This is a genomic window from Mesorhizobium sp. L103C119B0 (assembly GCF_000502235.1).
Classification (GTDB): domain Bacteria; phylum Pseudomonadota; class Alphaproteobacteria; order Rhizobiales; family Rhizobiaceae; genus Mesorhizobium.
On sequence record NZ_AYXE01000020.1, the window covers coordinates 71,321 to 87,898 of the forward strand.

Genomic DNA, 16,578 nt, shown 5'->3' on the forward strand with positions numbered 1-16,578 from the left:
GATGAAAGTCGGTACTGTCATCGTCGGCTCCGGTGTGGCTGCAACCGCCGTCGCTCAGAGGCTTCTTGCAGATAACACGCAAGCGTCGGTGCTCATTCTTGAGGCCGGCGTCCGGGTCAAGACCAAGGATTTTGGCTTGTGGGAGCAATACATGCTGACCCGCCAGACGCCGTACGAGCAGTACACTGATCTGCCATATCCACAGCGCGATTTTCCAGGTGAAAACACTAGTGCGGGTGGCACGGACATGCCGCTCAATGGTGCCAGAGTCTTCGCGTACGGAGGATCGACCCTGCATTGGGGTGGCTGGGCGTTCCGGCTGAAGCCTGAAGACTTCCATTTGAGGTCGAATACCGGCGAAGGCATCGACTGGCCCTTCGACTACGATGAGCTTGAACCATTCTACTGCCGTGCCGAACACCATTTGGCAGTATCGGGGGATTCTCGCGATCCTCTGCTCAAGCGCAGTCGCGACTACCCGTTTCGCGAGTTTCCTTTCACGTTGATGGATCGCCCGATCGCGGATGGACTCAAGAAGCTTGATTTCGATTTTGGCCATTTGCCGATAGCCAGGCGCGGCGTATCGGGTGAACCGTCGAGGCATGCTCCGTGCCAAACAACCGGAACCTGCAAATATTGTCCTTTCGGTGCGCGCTACGCTGCTTGCAACTACCTCGATGATTTCATCGAGTGGAACGATTGGCCTGGCCTGTCGGTGCGGCTCGGCGCCATCGTCGATCGCATCATCACAGACGGAAAGCGTAGGGTCAAAGGTGTAACATTTTGGGATCGCGAGACCGGAGCCTCTCAAGATGTTGAGGCCGATCGGGTGATTGTCGCCGCCGGCACCATCGAGTCTGCCAAGCTGCTCCAGCGCTCTGTTTCAGATGATTGGCGAAATGGGCTTGGCAATAACCATGATCTGGTGGGTCGGTATCTCGTTACGCATCCTTACTTTACTTTCGAAGGGCTGTTGCCTGCCAATCCGCTTCGTCTCCAGGCCGAGATGGATTTTCCAACCCTCGTGTCGCGGCACTTTGACAGCGAACCCCAGCAAGCTGCCGGAAAATACGTGCTCGTCTCACCCCCAGACGCCGTCGGATTTCGACTTGCCGATAGCCTTCAGAAGGGTCAATCTCGCGCCGAGATCGACGCGGCGCTCACAGGTCGAAATGGCGTTCAAATCCACGGAATGATCGAGGTCTTTGGACGCCACTATAATCGGGTAACTGTCGCCAAGGAAGCGAACGGCAAGGTCAAGTACAACCGGGTCGGGATACCAATGACCCAAGTAGAGTACACCAAAGACCCTGACTTTGACCAACGAATGAAGGATGTCGAAGCGCAGGTCGGCGAAATACTAAAAGCTATGGATGCACCCCCCACGGGGACGAAATCATTGTCATGGCGCGCAGATCACGCTGCCTCCGTCTGTAGGATGAGTTCGAGGGAGCAAGATGGCGTGGTCGATGCCGATCTGAGAGTTCATGGGATCGACAATCTATATGTGATCTCGAATGCTGTATTCCCAAACATCGGCGCAATAAATCCGACCCTGACGCTCACGGCTCTGGCTATCAGGCTCGGGGATCATTTGAACGCGGGAGGCGGCGTCTAGTGAACGAAGCTGAAAGAGAGGAGAAGCACCGAACGCTGCTGGCTCGACTGCAACTGGCCTTGGAACTGGAGTGGGCAACCCTGCCCCCATACCTCGTGGCCCTTCTCAGCATTAAACGAAGTTCTAACCGGGTAGCGGCGGACCTCATCCGTGGTGTCGCGATGGAAGAGATGCTTCATTTGGCCCTGGTCGCAAATGTCATGAATGCTGTCGGCGGTCGTCCGTTCGTCGGAAAGTCGAACTGTCCGAGATACCCTCTAACGATGACGTTTGAGGGCCGACCCTTCGCTGACCGGACGTTTCCGATCAACCTGGAGCGATTTTCCAAGGCATCGATGGTTACTTTCATGAAGATCGAGCAGCCACAGCAACCTGTTACCAAGACGGCATGGTTGCACGACGTGATAGATGTCCCCGCACCCACCATTGGGGAGTTCTATGGTGAGATCGTCTCTCTGTTGGAGGAACTCGATGCCGCGCTTCCAGGCAAGCTGTTTAGCGGCGATCGCAGCCACCAACTCGAGAGCGATTTTTTCTGGGGAGGTGGTGGAACAATAAGGATTGTGACCGACCTTGAAAGCGCAAAGGCCGCCCTGAGGACGGTGGTGGACCAAGGTGAAGGCGCGTGGCCTTGGACCCAGGATAGGCTCGCGGCTAGCGTCGACCACCCGCTCGATATGGGTCACTACTACCGCTTCAGCGAAATCTTCTTCGAACGGCACTTTTCAAAGACTGACAACCCCGGCAAACCGCCGACAGGCATCGCGATGCCTGTCGACTATACTGCGGTGTATCCGATAAAACAGAATGCCCGGACAACGGATTATCCCAAGGGTTCCAGAATAGCGGCGCTGAACGACGCCTTCAACAACCGATACACCATGATGCTGCGGCAACTCGGCGAAGCGATCAACGGCACGCCCAATGCGCTCTACACCGCGATCATGAACGGTATGCACGAAATGACGTCGATCGCACGCGATCTCATGGAGGCTCCGATCGCCGACTCGACTAGTGGGGAGACGGCCTGCCCGACGTTCGAGTGGATTGACTAAAACTGAGCCGCGAAGAAAAAGACAGGGATTGGGATACAGGACCTTTACGTTTGCAAGGCGGACGCTCGGAGACCCTAGCCGGACCGAAGAGCCCCTTATTCAATAAACGGCCTGAAATTTCAGTTCTCCCCTCGTCCCCACTTTAAGGCTGTAACCCGTCCTTGATCGCCTGAGGAATGTTGCGCTGGCCCGCAAGCGCTGGATAATAGCCGGGATCGCCCGTGACGGTCAGTTCATCGAGTTCCAGCGGCTTCAAAACCGCTGGCGCCTTTGTGGCCGTCGGCATCGCGGACATCCGGATCGTTCCGGGCAGCGGCGCCTCGCTGTCGAAGCGTGGGCGCAAGTTCTCGTCCGGCGGCTCGTCTTGGTCCAGAACGAGAGTCCAGTCGGCCCGCGGGGTCGGACCCTGTCCGAACACCCTCCGTCGCGCGCCGTCCATTGCCATCGTCATCAGTGGCGACGGTGGCAACTTGGCCTGCTTCTTTGCCAACGTCGGCAAGTTCTTCATCGCATTACTCAACGTCTTGGTGGCGACCTTCAGCGACAGTCCCGCGACGATCTCGTCGGCGTTGGCATCGTCGAGATTGAGATAACGCGTCTCACCCGCAAAACTGATCACCTCCCCTGTTCCTGAAAACCCCGCCGTCAGTTTCTTGATCGCATAGCGAGGCAAGCCGTCGATCACGACGAGGTCGATTCTGGTCTCGTCCGCCTTCAGCAGATGCTCATAGGCATCGCCGGCCTTGCCCCTAACCAACACCAGATCGGCATATTTCCCGGCTTCGATCGAGCCGAGATAGCGGTCCCACCGCAATAGGCCCGCCGCCACAATGGTCGCCATCGCGACGATATCGCGATCGGAAAACCCGAGCGCCTGTACCGAGTTAACCACCCGTACCACCTTCAACTCGTGTAGCAAATTCTTGCTACCGCTCGGCGACCAATCCGAGCCAAGCCCGATCCGCACGCCCGCCGCGCGCGCTGACTTAATGTCGGCCGTCTGGCCATAGAGCATGAAGTTTGACAGCGGCGACCACACCATACCTGCGCGCACTGCGGCCAACCGGTCGAAATCCTTCCGCGTCAGCGCGTTGCAATGAATTCCGGTCAGCGACGCCGCGATCGCCCACACATTGGGACTAATCTCTAGGTCGAGGAAATGCTTGCGCGCGCTCGCATCGATCCCTTCGCTGAGATGCATCAAGAGGCATGGAAAATCCTTCAGGTAGCCGAGGAAATTGTCTTTGTCTTTGGCGGCATAGTCCGGGATGCGCGCCTTGGCATCGGGCAGTGTGCTGTCGAGACTCTCCTCGACGTTCCGAACTATTCCTCTGTACTGTCGCATCAGTCCCGGCGCGCTGAACAGGGTGATGCCCTGTGACGTAGTCGTCCCGCCCATTAGGCATTTGGCCTCCGTGTAGCGGGCAATCGCCGGTGCCACGCCGGGCGTCTTGCCCAGCACGCCCATTGGTCCGCTCACGCCGGCCTGGTAGGGAGGCGAGCCTTGCCACTGGCCGCGATTGCAATAGAGCTTAGGGACATCCCAAAGCTTCAATATGTCGTAGCCCAGGTGGTTGTGGAGCTCGATCAGCCCCGGATAGAATGTTCCGCCGGTGTTGATGGGCGTCATGTGCTCGAACCCCTGCGGTGGCGTCGCCGCGGCGTCGAGCACCGCCTTGATCCGGTTGCCTTCGATCCAGATCACCGCGTCCTTGAGCACACTGAACGCCGCGTCCATCTGCACCACACGCCCGCGATAGGCCCGCTTGCTCGCCTGCATTGTCGCCCCTCCTTTGGTTCAGACCGTCTTCGGCGCCGTCCAGATCAATGTATGCCGGTCGTCCGGCCGCGGCCTGCTGACGCTCGCAAACTTTGCCGGAGTCTGCGCCCTGAGCCACGCATCGTCGCCGACGAATGCCGGCAAACCATAGGGGAGGTCGCGCTTCGGGATGGGCCGGTAGTCGGCTTCCGCCACCTGCGCCTCGTAATTGGGAAGGGTAGTATCCCCATCGGCGTCCGGCGTGACCAGTGCGCGCAATTGCGTGATCGCCACGCGCCAGCCATCGGCCAGTGCCGCCGGGTCACGGCTGCTCGGATGCGGCAGCTTGAACACCGGAGTCGTGCCTTTGCCCGGCCATTTGGTTACCGCCTGCTGCGCCTGCACTCCAAACCCGATGATCGCCTGCACCCTGGCCGTCTTCGCCATGTCGTAGAGCGCGTTCCGCCATGCCTTGTGGTCAGGCGCATCGAGCACATCGTCGCCGCCAGCGGCTTGGCTCGGTATCAGCGCCAGCGCATAGGCATTGAGACAGAGATAGGATCTAGTGAGACCGAGTTTGGCGAGGAATCCCTGAACGCGCTGTCCGGCGTCGCCGACCAGCGTCCGTCCGACCAGCCTCTCGGTCGCACCCGGATCAGACGCGATGCACAGCACCCGTGCCGACCCATCGAGCCGGCCGCGGTAGAACACCGGCCCCCAATCGTACCAGAAGAATTGCTTGAAGGGCGCGTAGTCCGGCATCGCTGCAAAGTGTTGCGCAAATGGATCAGGTGGTCCGTGATCGAATTCTACACTCAAGCGACGCCTCGCATAGTTTGGATACTGCGCAATAGAAATAGTGCCATCTGGTCCACAGGCGCAAGCTCAGATCAGGCTCCCTAATGCGCCAGAGCACGTCCGCGGAAATCGTCCGCCACCTATATGCTCTCATCTGTCCCGATCGCGACAGCCAACTGGCAGGCGGACTGCAAGAATATCGGCAATGTACCGAATAAAGACAACCCTGAGCCACTGCTGGGAATCGCGGACCATTGCCCGTTGATCGTAACATTTGGCATCATTTGGCATCTAAGACGCGATCTCGGAACAGCCGAGCGGCGTGCCCTTCCGCTCGGGCTGGTTCACAGCAGCAGGGCTACCAGAGACGTTATTCGGAACGACTCCACCGAAGCGGACGTTGCCCCATGGCCACATCTTACCCGAGGTGGATGCCCCCTTTGGCGGTGTTTATCCTCCCATGCGTCTCCACGACAGCAGACGCCAATTATGTAAAATACAGTTTAACCATCTATACTTAACAAGGCTATTGCAAATCCCTTGTAAGTCGTGCAAAATAACGCAGGAGGGATTGTTTGTATTTCTTTTAATTGAGAGGCGACCGTGATGCGTGAGGTTCGCACCACGGCTGCGTTTGCGGCTTTGATTTGGCTTTGTGCCTCATGCGTTGCTAGCGCAAGTGGCCCTGGAGGGCAATATCCAGCAATCGGCAGCCTAGAAGCCTGTCCTGCGGAATCCAATGCTGCCAAAATCGACAAGGCAGTTGCATCGGACAGTGTCAATCCGCGGGCTGGCCGCTTGATTGTGAGTTCTAAAATGGGGGATGCACTATGCCGGACAGTGAGGACAAAGTTGTCGACAATCCAACTTTCCTGGAACACATCAAATTTTTCTTTGAAGCCATAGATGTGGATCATATGGCGCCGCGTGGCGTCGATCTCGCTACCTACGACGGGGTAAAGGCAAACGCCACCTCAATCTACTCCCAGACCAAATCCGGATCGATGCCTCCGGAACCGGAAAGGCGTTGGTCGCAGAACCGCGTTAAAACGTTCAAGAACTGGATCAGTGGCGGATTTCCGATGGGAAACGCGCCAGCGAAGGTCCTGAAGACAATGTCCAGTTTGGCGGCAACCGCCCGCGGGGCGTTCCGACGCGATGCCGAGAACATGTCGAAGGAAGAAGTTGAAAGACTCGCACTAGCCTTTCGGACGATCATGGAGCGTTCGCCAGACCATCCGCAGAGCTATTTTGCGCTCGCTGATATTCATTGGTTTCCGACACCGGTAAACTGCCTTCATCATGAAGAGCGATACAATCCCTGGCACCGCATTTTCATCGACCGCTTCGAGGCGGGTCTCCAGTCGGTTCCAGGGTGCGAGGATATCAAGCTGCCCTATTGGAACGTCGTCCGTCAGCCGCCAGCGTGGATGTTTCAGCCGCCGTTCGACAGCTACACTTTGCAACGCGACGCTGCGCCACAGTACCCCGCCGGCACGGCGACAAAACGGCACTCCGCCAAGAAAATCCATGCCGAGATGGTCGATCGCGATGTCGAGGGGACCATAAAGGGCGCGCTAGATTCCCCGACGTTTGAAAGCTTTACCCAGCAGATCGAGCAAGCGCACGACGACGGGCACGTGTCGTGCGGTCCTGCGATGCAAACACCCGATATTGCGGCCTTCGATCCGATTTTCTGGCTCTTCCATTGCAACTGGGAGCGCATGTGGTGGGCATGGCAGCAGCGCCACCAAGCCGTGTCGCTTGAAGACTTTCGCAAGACGCTCAGCATCCCGGACATGGATTGGCTGGATGTAGCTCCCTTTAACGAACTGAAACCGTTCACGGAAACAGCCGCTCAGGCGATCGACGCGTCGCAGTACGCCTATGAGGATCCGGCGGCGTCGCTGTTCAGCGCCTTGGCCAGGGTTGCGCGAGGCAATATCTCGGCCGATCAGTCGTTCAGCATCCCGCGCAAGGCCAGGCTCTCCATTCGCGTGAAAAACATAGCACGCCTGGCCATATCCGGCAGTTTTGAAGTCCAACTCCTTGCGGACGGCAAGAGAGTTGCGCGGCACGCCTTTTTTCAAGGGACCGAACCCAAAAAATGCCCAAGCTGTGTGAAACGCGAGACCGTTAACGTCGACCTGAGGGCCAATCGTTCGGACGTGGCCGGCAAGAAGCTCGAGGTACGCATCGAGGTGCTTGGCGCGAAAGGCAAGGACCGTGTGCTGGCCCTAAGCGAAGTCGGAAATCCAACGATCAATATCCGGGAATTGCTCGTCGCCGAGTAGGAAGGGCCTCCAACGAAACTTGGAATTCCTGATTATGAAGGCGTCAATCTTTTGGACATTGCCGGCCCGTTCGAAATGTTGGGGCGACCGAGCGCGATTGTGCGGTCGGCCATCGCGTCGGACCATACCCGACGTGTGGCGATGGGTTTGGGGCTTTCATTCCGCCGTCTCCGTGCTGACAGGCCACGCCGGCCTTTGCTCGGCGCGGCTTCGGCAGCCTCCGGCGCGGGCACGATGATTGCCGGCGCGTTGGACGTCACAATCGATCGGCGACGGGACCGGGTCGTCTTCGTTGTGGATGTAGCGCATGAACATCGCGACGGTCTTGTCGGCGGTCGGAGCCATGCCGACCTTCAACGGCACACCGGAATTGGCGATGTCCGTCGCCGCGGGTGACTAGGCTGGAGCAGATTGAGGGGAAATCCGGAGTGGGTGGCGCCCAAGGCAAAGCCATGCCGTAAGCCCTTGGGGCTCGCTGATCCCTCGATGCTCTCCTGTGCCACTGCCCGTTTGACATTGCGCCACGCCGTCGTTCGGCTGAGCGGACAAGCTGAGCTTGGCCTGAAAGGCCACCCAAGGCCCGCTTTGGGCCAAACCCGGAGATCATGTCGCCCAAGCCGAACGTCTCCTTTGAGGAAACGGCGAGCCTGATCTTAACGGCCGACGTTGGGCGCATTGCGGACTGGCAGGTTTGGGGCCGGAACCCGTCGGTCCGCTATCGGGGCGAGCTCGGCGGATAGCCGCCATTCGGCAGACGACGTCTGAGCGGACGTTGAGGCGGGTTGCATGCATACGGATGACCCGGGGCTGCAGGGCAGACATGCCCTGCACGAAGTCCTTGTCGAACCGTGGCAGTGCAGGTCCGCGATCTCGAGCATCCGCTAGGCCAGATGCTGCTCCAGTGCCCCATGCGGGTAAGCTCTGCCTCGCTATCACCCCTTCACTGAGCCCCAGAGTGACGGCCGGATTCGCGCGCGCAATGGACGCGTGCGAGACGCTGTTCGATGCTGGCTCTTATGGCGCTGAGGAGGCTGCAACGTGGCGAGCGGATGCTTGCCACTTATTGCGATGCGCTCCGGCAGGCACATGATGCCATGATCGGCACCTCTGCATGCGCCAGAGCCTGATTCAACTGCTGTCGGACCTCGATGAATTCTACCGCGCCACCACGTCGGCTAAGGCATTCAAGCAGGCCGTGTAGGCTCCAGACGTTGCGTGGGTGTTGGCAAGGACGCGGCAACGTCGCATCAAGCCCAAGGTCCGCGCGATAGACAGCCTCAGCTTCGCCATATAGTCCGGCATCCATCAGCAATGCGCCAAGCGCGTGTCTCGTCGGCTGCATCCAACCCCATGGCTCATCATAGAGCAAATTGTCGTCGAGATCGACCGCACGCCGCAGGAAGTCCAGGCCTTCATGGACGCGACCGGACTTGTAGTGCAACTCCCCCAGCATCATCGCTTCGGCAACCTCGAGGATATCGGCGCATGGGTTGTTGAACAGCATGCGCTCGGGTTGCACTGCATCGCGCGCGGCCGCGAAAAGGCTAGCGCTTTCCTCTGCCTGGGGGATTTTACCGAGATTGGCCAGAGCTACGGTGCGGGCATAATGCAACAGGACGGTGCTGAACGAGTAGAGCTCAGCATCGTCAGGGAAGGCCTCTTCCAGGATGCAGGACCAGCGGCCAAAGCGGATAAGTACGTGCAACTTCATCGGCGCGAAGGCTTCAAACATCTCTGGCATGTAACGCACCACCGGCTCCGGCAGGTTTTCTGCCAGTGCCCTCGCGGCCTCGAAGGCATCCGAAGGGCGACCAAGAAACATGGCCCCGTAGATTTGAAAGTGAAGGTTGTGGATGCGGTAGACAGTGTAAAAGTTCTCACCGCCTGCATGAGCGAAATATGAACGATCCACCTGAGCCGCCTGCCGATTGCGCACCACGACTTTGTGGTAGTCGCCGCAAAGCACGTCAATATGCGTCGCCATATGCACAAGATGCCCAGAGTCTGGCACTAGCAGGCTGTTGAAGAAGTGTCCCGTTTGGCTTTGAGGATGGCCTCATCGCCATTGTGATAGGCGAATGTGATCNCAGGCTGTTGAAGAAGTGTCCCGTTTGGCTTTGAGGATGGCCTCATCGCCATTGTGATAGGCGAATGTGATCTCGATGGAGCCGTCGTCGAGTAGTTCGGCGGAGCCATCACCAGTGGCTTCGTCCATTTCGTCGAAGCCGGCCCATGTGAAGAATACCATCGAGGGACCGTAGTTGAGATCGAGGCTGGCTTGCAGAGCGCCAAAGGCGATCTCACCGGTGTTGTCGGCCCCGATGGTGACCATGGCGGGACCGCAGAGGCTGAGATAGCCGCAATCGCACAGATCGGCCTCGACGATATGCCAGCGGTCAATCAGCTTGCAGTCCGCCGGCGCGCTCATGTCGGCACCGCGATCAANTTGGGCAGCCGCACCAGATTGTAGGCGGCAGCCGCGAAGGTGAAGGCCCATCCGACGCGGTCGCGACCGCGGAACTTCGTCTTCTCTTGACCTGCGATGACCTTGATCCAGCCGAACGCCTCCTCGATGCGTTTGCGGATGCGCTGGCTGACGACATAGCCGACGTGCCGGGTCGTGCGACGATCTATAGCGGAACGGCGCCCGTTCGTGTTCTGCGCCACGTGTGGCGTCACCTTCATCGAGCGCAACTCGTTAATGAAGTCCTCCGCGTCATAGGCCTTGTCGGCGCCGAGGGTGATGGCTTGCGGTCGCTCGGCGCGGGGTTCGATCATGTGCAGAGCCGCCACTCGTTCGGCATGCCCGTCGGCCAGCGTCAGGCAGGCATCAACCAGAAGACCATGCCGGTTCTCCATCAGCCCGTGCCCCATGAAGCTGAGCTTGGCCTCCTTGCCTTTCCCCTTGCGGAACAGCCGAGCATCACGATCAGTGGTCGAGGCATGCGTCTCGTTCGAGCGCTTCTGGCCATGGAAGTCCGCCTCCTCATTGCGCCCGCCACCCGACGGTGGCTCATCCAAGCCGTCCTTCCGCTTGAAGCTCTTCATCGACGCCCAGGCCTCGATCAAGGTGCCGTCGACTGAGAAGTGATCCGTGGAGAGAAGCTTCTTCACCTTGGGCTGCGCCAGGACAGCGTTCAAGAACTTCGCCGCGATGTCGCCCTCCAGCAGCCGGTCGCGGTTCTTCGAGAAGACCGAGTGATCCCAGGCCGCGTCGTCAACGCCGATGCCGACGAACCAGCGGAACAGAAGATCGTATTCCAGCCGCTCCATCAAAAGCCGTTCAGAGCGGATCGAATAGAACGCCTGCAACAGCATTGCCCTGAGCAGCTTCTCCGGCGGGATCGAAGGTCGCCCGATCGGCGAATACAGCGCCGCGAAGTCCCGCTCTAACGCTGCCAGCGCCTCATTCACTATCCGACGGATCGCGCGCAGTGGATGATCGCGCCGAACCCGCGCCTCGAGATCAACGTAGCTGAACAACTCGCCAGTTCGATTGTCGCCGCCGCGCACGATTCACCCTCCGCATTCTCGCGAAATGAGTGAATCACGGAGCTACCCCAACCGCGAGCCCCTTTTTCAACAGCCTGCTAATGCGAATGGTGGCGATGGAGTAGACGACGTGGCGTTCGGGACGGAGCGGGTCGCCGGCTGAAAAATTGATAAACATCGCCCCCGATAGACTGAGCCGACACCAAGTCCCACCTACCGGTGAAAAGCTGTCCTTCGCGGGACGAGGATGCGGTGAGTTCGTCGATTGGCTGGCTCGATTGCCCCAGCATCGGCAATCAAGGCGCTCGACAGATTGTTCCACCTCATTCTTCTGAATCCCCATAGAGGGTAGGGCCAAAGCGCCGATCCCGGAGAGAAGCAATGCCCCGCGAAAGACATCAGAAGCCGGAGAAGCGGAAAAGACTAGAAGGCGCTTGACTTCAAACCGCCTAATAGAGAAGCCTGTCGGTCAAGGCTCCGCAAGCTGAAACAAGAGGTTACGACGCCGGCAAGAAGATTGTCGGCCGCAAGCGCCACATTGCCGTCGATACGGATGGGCGGCTCTTGATGGTCAACCTCACCACCGCCGACATCTCCGACAATGCCAGGGCTCAGGCGGTCCTGGACGGCATCCGCAAGCGTTGGCCCTGGGTGAAGCATCTGTTCGCCGACAGCGCCTATGACCGGCTGAAGCTCATGGACAAAGCCGCCTATCTGGATTTCGTCCTCGAGATCATCCGTCGCGACGACCAGAAGGGCTTCCAGGTCCTGCCCCGCCGCTGGGTCGTCAACCGCTATACAATGTTGCCTGGAAATGGTCATTTCGCTTGGTGATTTTGGGCCTGCCGGGCCATCGAGCGGGGAACCCGGAAGATGATCTCGATGTGCGCGTCGTCGATTTCGACCCAGCGAACCATGGTGCGGATGATCTGCCGCATGCCTGTCCGCTCAAGGCCGGCGAGCCCTGCTGTGACCTTGGCGGAGAAATGTTCCAGACGGCTGACGAGGAGTGAGAGATCGTGTTCGTTCTCGGCCACCTCCACCGCCGCCTGGTGTCGCCCCTGAAGCTGGGAGAGGCGTTGCTTCAGGCCGGTGATACGCGGTTCGAATTCCGTCTTGTCGATGACGCCTTCGGCGCAGCTGTCGATCAGCCGGCGATGCCACGACGCAAGCTGGCCATCTGCCGTTCCAGGTGCGCATTTCGCTGATTGTGAGCAGCCATTTCACGCGATGGTGAGCGCTCATTTCATTTGATCGTGAGCAGGTATTTCACGCGATCATGAGCGGCCGCTTCGACCGACCTGTTCATTGATTCAGGTGTTAGCGGCTGCGTCAAGAGCGTGGGCGCGAGCGTTGTGTTTTCGCATGCTTTCTCCGGTGAGTTGAAGGCGGTGAGCGTTGTGAACGAGGCGATCCAGAATCGCATCACCGAGCGTGGGATCGCCGATGACGTCGTGCCAGTGCTGCACGGGGATTTGACTGGTGACGATTGTAGAAGCGCGGCCATGGCGATCATCGAGGATTTCCAGGAGGTCGCGGCGCTCGGCGGCGTTGAGGACCGACAGGCCCCAGTCGTCGAGGATGAGGAGCTGAACGCGCCCGAGCGTCTTGAGCAGCCGGCCATAGCGCCCGTCGCCGCGCGCCAGCGCGAGCGCCTCGAACAGACGCGGGACGCGATGTTAGAGCGTTTCATATTTTGACGGAAGCGTAGCCTGCGTTTTCGAAGTAGTTCTTGCATTCGGCTGCCTCGATGGTTTCGACGAGGTGGCCGATGTGGCGCCACGTGTCCTCGACGGTGCGTTTCTGAGCTTGTCGCATCCAGTGTTTGATCTTGGCGAAGGCCTGCTCGATTGATGGTGTGGATGGCTCCTGCTCCCGGCGTCGCATTGCGCCATAGTTGGGATGTTGTCGTCCCGAGCAAAGGAGCCATCCATGTCAGAACTTGCCACAGTTGGCATCGACCTCGCAAAGAGTGTCTTCCAGATCCATGGTGTCGATGGGAACGGTCGGGTTCTCGTACGCCGTCAGCTTCGCCGCAGCCAGTTGCTGGTGTTTTTCCAGAAGCGTCCACGATGCCTGATCGGCATGGAGGCTTGCGCAGGTTCTCACGATTGGGGGCGCAGGCTTCTGGAGATGGGGCACGACGTCCGGCTGATGCCGCCCTCCTATGTGAAGCCTTACGTGAAGCGCGGGAAGACGGATGCTGCGGATGCGGCCGCCATCTGTGAAGCCGTGACACGCCCCTCCATGCGGTTTGTCGCCATCAAGAGCGAAGCCTGCTCGTCGGTTCTGGTTCTTCACCGCACGCGAGACTTTCTGGTTCGCCAGCGCACGCAGATCGGCAACGCGATCCGGGCCCACATGACGGAGTTCGGCGTCATCGCGGCGAAGGGCGCGCAGAACGTCAATCGACTGAAGGATCAACTGGATCAACTGCCGGAAGTAGCTCGAATGCCTGTGAGTTTGCTCTTCGATCAGTTGGCCGAGACGGACAAGCGGATCGAGCGGCTGACCGACGAGCTCGAAGAGACCTACGCGCAAAGCGAGACAAGCCAGCGTCTAGCCACAATCCCAGGTGTGGGGATGCTGTCGGCGACGATCATCGCGGCGACGACGCCGGATGTCGACAATTTCGGCAGCGCAAGGGACTATGCCGCCTGGCTCGGCCTCACTCCCAAGCCGCACTCCACCGGAGGCAAGCAGAGGGTGGGCCGGATCTCGAAGATGGGCAATCGTTATATCCGACGCTTGCTGTATCTGGGCGCCATGGCGCAGATCATGCTCAGATGCAGACTCAAGCGCGAGCCGAGCTCGGACTGGCTATCGGGCATGCTGATGCGAAAGAAGACGAAGATCGTCGCCGTCGCTTTGGCGCATCGCATGGCACGAACAATATTCGCCGTCCTGAGGGACGGATCGCGTTACGAGCCGCAGTCAGCCTGACAGGCTCTCGGAATGGTCAGGGCAAAGTGAGGTGATGGCGAACAAACGGAGACGAAGAACCAGGACACCCCGATCAATCCGAAGCGCCTCGAGCGCGCTCGATTGAGTGGGACCTGTTCTCCAAGCGGATATTCATCAGGGCGCGCAGCGATCCCGTTGCACATTCAGACGCCGTATACATGGCCGCAACCGACCTGTTCACCAAACCCGATCCGATACCCTTGACCCGCAGGAGCCATCCATACACGGATTGAGGTCCGGCGAGTAGGGCGGCAGATACCAAAGCCTGGCGCCGGCAGCTTTGATCGTCTGCCTGATGGCCGCCGACTTATGGCTTCCCAGGTTATCCATGACCACGATGTCGCCGGGCTTCAGCACGGTGATGAGCTGCTGCTCGACATAAGCACGGAAGCATTGGCCGTTGATCGGTCCGTCGAAGACGCAAGGTGCTGCGAGCCGGTCCCAGCGTAGTGCACCGAGGAAGGTCAGCGTGCGCCAGTGGCCGTGTGGAGCCAAGCCGCGCAGCCGTTTGCCTTTCGGCCCCCAACCTCGCAGTGGAGCCATGTTGGTCTTGATCCAGGTCTCATCGATGAAGACCAGGCACTGTGGATCGAGACCGCTTTGCCAAGAGCGCCATCGCTGGCGCCTGCGGGCAATATCGGCACGCGCCTGCTCAAGGGCGAACAGAGTTTTTTTTGAAGCTCAGGCCTTCGCGGCGCAGGAACAGCCACACCGTATTGTGCGAGACCTTGACCCCGCGAGCATCCAGCTCGTCCTTCAGCCGACGCAGCGTCAGTTCAGAGGTCTGATTAAGCCGCTCCATAATGAAGGCCCGATGCGGCTCAAGGACGCGCTTGCGATGTCCGCCCATCTTGCCCGGCGCCACCGAGCCAGTGGCACGGTAACGCTGCGACCACTTCACTACAGAGGAAACCGCAACGCCAAAGCGCGAGGCAACCGCACGGCAGGTCTCCCCGTCGCCAACCGCCGCTACTGCACGCTCACGAAGATCATTTGAAAGCGCTCGCGTCATCAGATGCTGGCCTCCAATCCAGCCAGCATCTTGATGGGGTGGACGGCCCCCGACCCAGCGGCATCGCAATGTGCCAAGATGGCGTTGTCAAAGGACCATCAGAGGGAAGGAACCGTCCGCATGCAAGTTATCACGATTGGATTGGATATCGCCAAGAACGTCTTTCAAGTTCACGGCGTCGATAATGCTGGAAACGCGGTGCTCCGTCGAAAAGTTCGGCGCGATCAGCTTATCCCGTTGCTTCGCGATATGCAGCCGTGCCTCATCGGCATGGAGGCCTGCGCGACGGCGCACCATTGGGCGCGGGAGCTGATTGCACTCGGGCATGTGGTCAAGTTGATGCCGCTGGCTTACGTAAAGGCCTACGTCAAGCGCAACAAGAACGATGCGGCCGACGCGGAAGCGATCTGCGAGGCGGTGACGCGACCGACAATGCGGTTCGTGGCTGTCAAATCGGCGGATGCCCAGAGCATTCTGATGCTTCATCGGGCTCGCCACCTCTTGGTTCGGCAGCGCACAGCACAAATCAGCGCGATGCGGGCGCATCTGGCCGAGTATGGCGTCGTCGCACCGAAGGGCCGGGCCCATGTCCGTGGTCTAATCGAAGCTCTCGACAAGGGCGATGGGCCGCTCCCCGCGATGGCGCGACAGGTTCTTATCCTCCTCGCCCGAACGATCGAAGGGCTTGGCGCACAAATCCGGAAGATCGAGATCGAGCTTCTGGCGTGGTATCGCACGAACCAGGTCTGCCGGCGGCTTTCAACTATTCCCGGAATCGGCTTCATCACGGCGAGCGCCCTCGCTGCCACCGTCGTCGACGCAAAAGTCTTCCGCTCCGGTCGTCAATTCGCTGCTTGGCTCGGCCTTGTTCCAAAACAACATTCCTCCGGTGGCAAAGATAGAATGGGAGGCATCTCGAAGATGGGAGATCGCTATTTACGGCATCTCCTCGTCGTCGGCGCCACGGCGGTCATCCGATACACGCGGCGAAAAGCGACGACCGTCAGCACCTGGGCGAACCAGTTGCTCGAGCGTAAGCCGGCACGGCTGGTCACAGTCGCTGTCGCCAACAAGGTAGCGCGGATCGCCTGGGCGGTGATGGCGCGTGAGGAAAACTACCGCGCGACGCCGTCAATGGCTCGAGGGTAACGACGGTCGCGCGAAATAACATCCAGTTTGGGCAGGAGAGAACGACATCAGTGATGCAGATCCGGTCAAGCCGGGGATCGGGAGAACCTGAGTGATTCAACGCGCATCGCAGCGCGGCAGCTTGATGAGGGCCCGATCCACCGACACCATCATGGCCAGCGGCCTGAGGCCGCACAAAAACAGGCCGAACACATGAATGAACCTGACCGCTTCAGTATTGCCATTGTTAGAATCTTCTTGCTCAACGGGGGCCGTCCACACATGAATCACAAACATCCGGCTTTGGGAATCCTACGATTCTCTCAAAATAGGAATCGCCCTAGCTGTTTAGTCCCAAGGTTTGATGGGTTGGATCGAGCCTGAATCGTTCGGGCTCTTTTGTCCAGATTTTGCAGATGTATTCAAAGGGCGTGAGGCCCTTGAGGGTCTTCAGTCGA

The 16,578-nt window shown here is 59.3% G+C and carries 13 protein-coding genes and 6 pseudogenes; 7 read left to right on the forward strand and 12 right to left on the reverse strand.

Annotated elements, in window-relative coordinates; translation table 11 throughout:
* Position 1 precedes the first annotated feature (1 nt).
* Positions 2-1,618, forward strand: coding sequence for a GMC family oxidoreductase (locus X728_RS141105; protein WP_023832771.1), 1,617 nt, complete (start codon positions 2-4; stop codon positions 1,616-1,618).
* Positions 1,618-2,673 (forward strand): ferritin-like protein, encoded by a 1,056-nt coding sequence (locus X728_RS141100; RefSeq protein ID WP_031195911.1) that lies wholly within the window; start codon positions 1,618-1,620, stop codon positions 2,671-2,673. The genes X728_RS141105 and X728_RS141100 overlap by 1 nt, the downstream gene beginning before the upstream one ends.
* 142 nt (positions 2,674-2,815) lie before the next feature.
* On the opposite strand, the gene X728_RS141095 is transcribed toward X728_RS141100, so the two are convergent.
* The gene (locus X728_RS141095) at positions 2,816-4,453 is read right to left on the reverse strand and encodes an amidohydrolase family protein (RefSeq protein ID WP_023692418.1); all 1,638 of its coding nucleotides are present in this window, start codon (positions 4,451-4,453) and stop codon (positions 2,816-2,818) included.
* A gap of 18 nt (positions 4,454-4,471) precedes the next feature.
* Positions 4,472-5,194, reverse strand: a complete 723-nt coding sequence (locus X728_RS1000000167960) for a uracil-DNA glycosylase family protein (protein WP_023692419.1) — start codon at positions 5,192-5,194, stop codon at positions 4,472-4,474.
* A gap of 866 nt (positions 5,195-6,060) precedes the next feature.
* Here X728_RS1000000167960 and X728_RS141090 point away from each other — a divergent pair.
* Positions 6,061-7,524: a tyrosinase family protein gene (locus X728_RS141090; protein WP_023832773.1), complete on the forward strand. Its 1,464-nt coding sequence runs from the start codon at positions 6,061-6,063 to the stop codon at positions 7,522-7,524.
* Between the two features lie 32 nt (positions 7,525-7,556).
* Here X728_RS141090 and X728_RS1000000172305 read toward each other — a convergent pair.
* The 4 genes and pseudogenes from X728_RS1000000172305 to X728_RS141070 all read right to left on the reverse strand — a co-directional run.
* A pseudogene (locus X728_RS1000000172305) lies at positions 7,557-7,914 on the reverse strand (hypothetical protein); the annotation flags it as partial.
* A 670-nt stretch (positions 7,915-8,584) separates the two neighbouring features.
* A complete protein-coding gene (locus tag X728_RS141080; RefSeq protein WP_050589966.1) occupies positions 8,585-9,508 on the reverse strand; it encodes a hypothetical protein in 924 nt (307 codons plus the stop codon).
* A gap of 72 nt (positions 9,509-9,580) precedes the next feature.
* The gene (locus tag X728_RS141075; protein ID WP_023832776.1) at positions 9,581-9,952 is read right to left on the reverse strand and encodes a hypothetical protein; all 372 of its coding nucleotides are present in this window, start codon (positions 9,950-9,952) and stop codon (positions 9,581-9,583) included.
* The gene (locus tag X728_RS141070) at positions 9,949-11,037 is read right to left on the reverse strand and encodes an IS5 family transposase (RefSeq protein WP_023832777.1); all 1,089 of its coding nucleotides are present in this window, start codon (positions 11,035-11,037) and stop codon (positions 9,949-9,951) included. The genes X728_RS141075 and X728_RS141070 overlap by 4 nt, the downstream gene beginning before the upstream one ends.
* A 444-nt stretch (positions 11,038-11,481) precedes the next feature.
* Here X728_RS141070 and X728_RS0136125 point away from each other — a divergent pair.
* Positions 11,482-11,805: pseudogene (locus X728_RS0136125) on the forward strand (transposase); the annotation flags it as partial.
* Positions 11,806-11,834: 29 nt separating this feature from the next.
* On the opposite strand, the gene X728_RS141065 reads toward X728_RS0136125, so the two are convergent.
* Positions 11,835-12,053 (reverse strand): hypothetical protein, encoded by a 219-nt coding sequence (locus X728_RS141065; protein WP_155924032.1) that lies wholly within the window; start codon positions 12,051-12,053, stop codon positions 11,835-11,837.
* Here X728_RS141065 and X728_RS1000000171115 point away from each other — a divergent pair.
* On the forward strand, positions 12,036-12,224 hold the full coding sequence (locus tag X728_RS1000000171115) for a hypothetical protein (RefSeq protein WP_196815108.1): 189 nt from the start codon (positions 12,036-12,038) through the stop codon (positions 12,222-12,224). The genes X728_RS141065 and X728_RS1000000171115 overlap by 18 nt on opposite strands.
* Positions 12,225-12,329: 105 nt before the next feature.
* On the opposite strand, the pseudogene X728_RS1000000169515 reads toward X728_RS1000000171115, so the two are convergent.
* Positions 12,330-12,692: pseudogene (locus X728_RS1000000169515) on the reverse strand (ATP-binding protein); the annotation flags it as partial.
* Between the two features lie 13 nt (positions 12,693-12,705).
* A pseudogene (locus X728_RS1000000170565) lies at positions 12,706-12,867 on the reverse strand (IS630 family transposase); the annotation flags it as partial.
* 81 nt (positions 12,868-12,948) lie between these two features.
* Here X728_RS1000000170565 and X728_RS141055 point away from each other — a divergent pair.
* Positions 12,949-13,959 carry an IS110 family transposase gene (locus X728_RS141055; RefSeq protein WP_023832783.1) on the forward strand — a complete coding sequence of 337 codons (1,011 nt, stop codon included), beginning with the start codon at positions 12,949-12,951 and terminating at the stop codon, positions 13,957-13,959.
* A gap of 246 nt (positions 13,960-14,205) precedes the next feature.
* On the opposite strand, the pseudogene X728_RS1000000169520 reads toward X728_RS141055, so the two are convergent.
* Positions 14,206-14,992: pseudogene (locus X728_RS1000000169520) on the reverse strand (IS630 family transposase); the annotation flags it as partial.
* 120 nt (positions 14,993-15,112) lie between these two features.
* On the opposite strand from X728_RS1000000169520, the gene X728_RS141040 reads away from it, so the two are divergent.
* Complete coding sequence (locus tag X728_RS141040) at positions 15,113-16,141, forward strand: IS110 family transposase (RefSeq protein WP_023832785.1); 1,029 nt, start codon at positions 15,113-15,115, stop codon at positions 16,139-16,141.
* 96 nt (positions 16,142-16,237) lie between these two features.
* On the opposite strand, the gene X728_RS141035 is transcribed toward X728_RS141040, so the two are convergent.
* The gene (locus X728_RS141035) at positions 16,238-16,417 is read right to left on the reverse strand and encodes a hypothetical protein (protein WP_023832786.1); all 180 of its coding nucleotides are present in this window, start codon (positions 16,415-16,417) and stop codon (positions 16,238-16,240) included.
* Positions 16,418-16,460: 43 nt separating this feature from the next.
* Positions 16,461-16,578 (reverse strand): annotated as a pseudogene (locus tag X728_RS1000000170570) (IS481 family transposase); the annotation flags it as partial.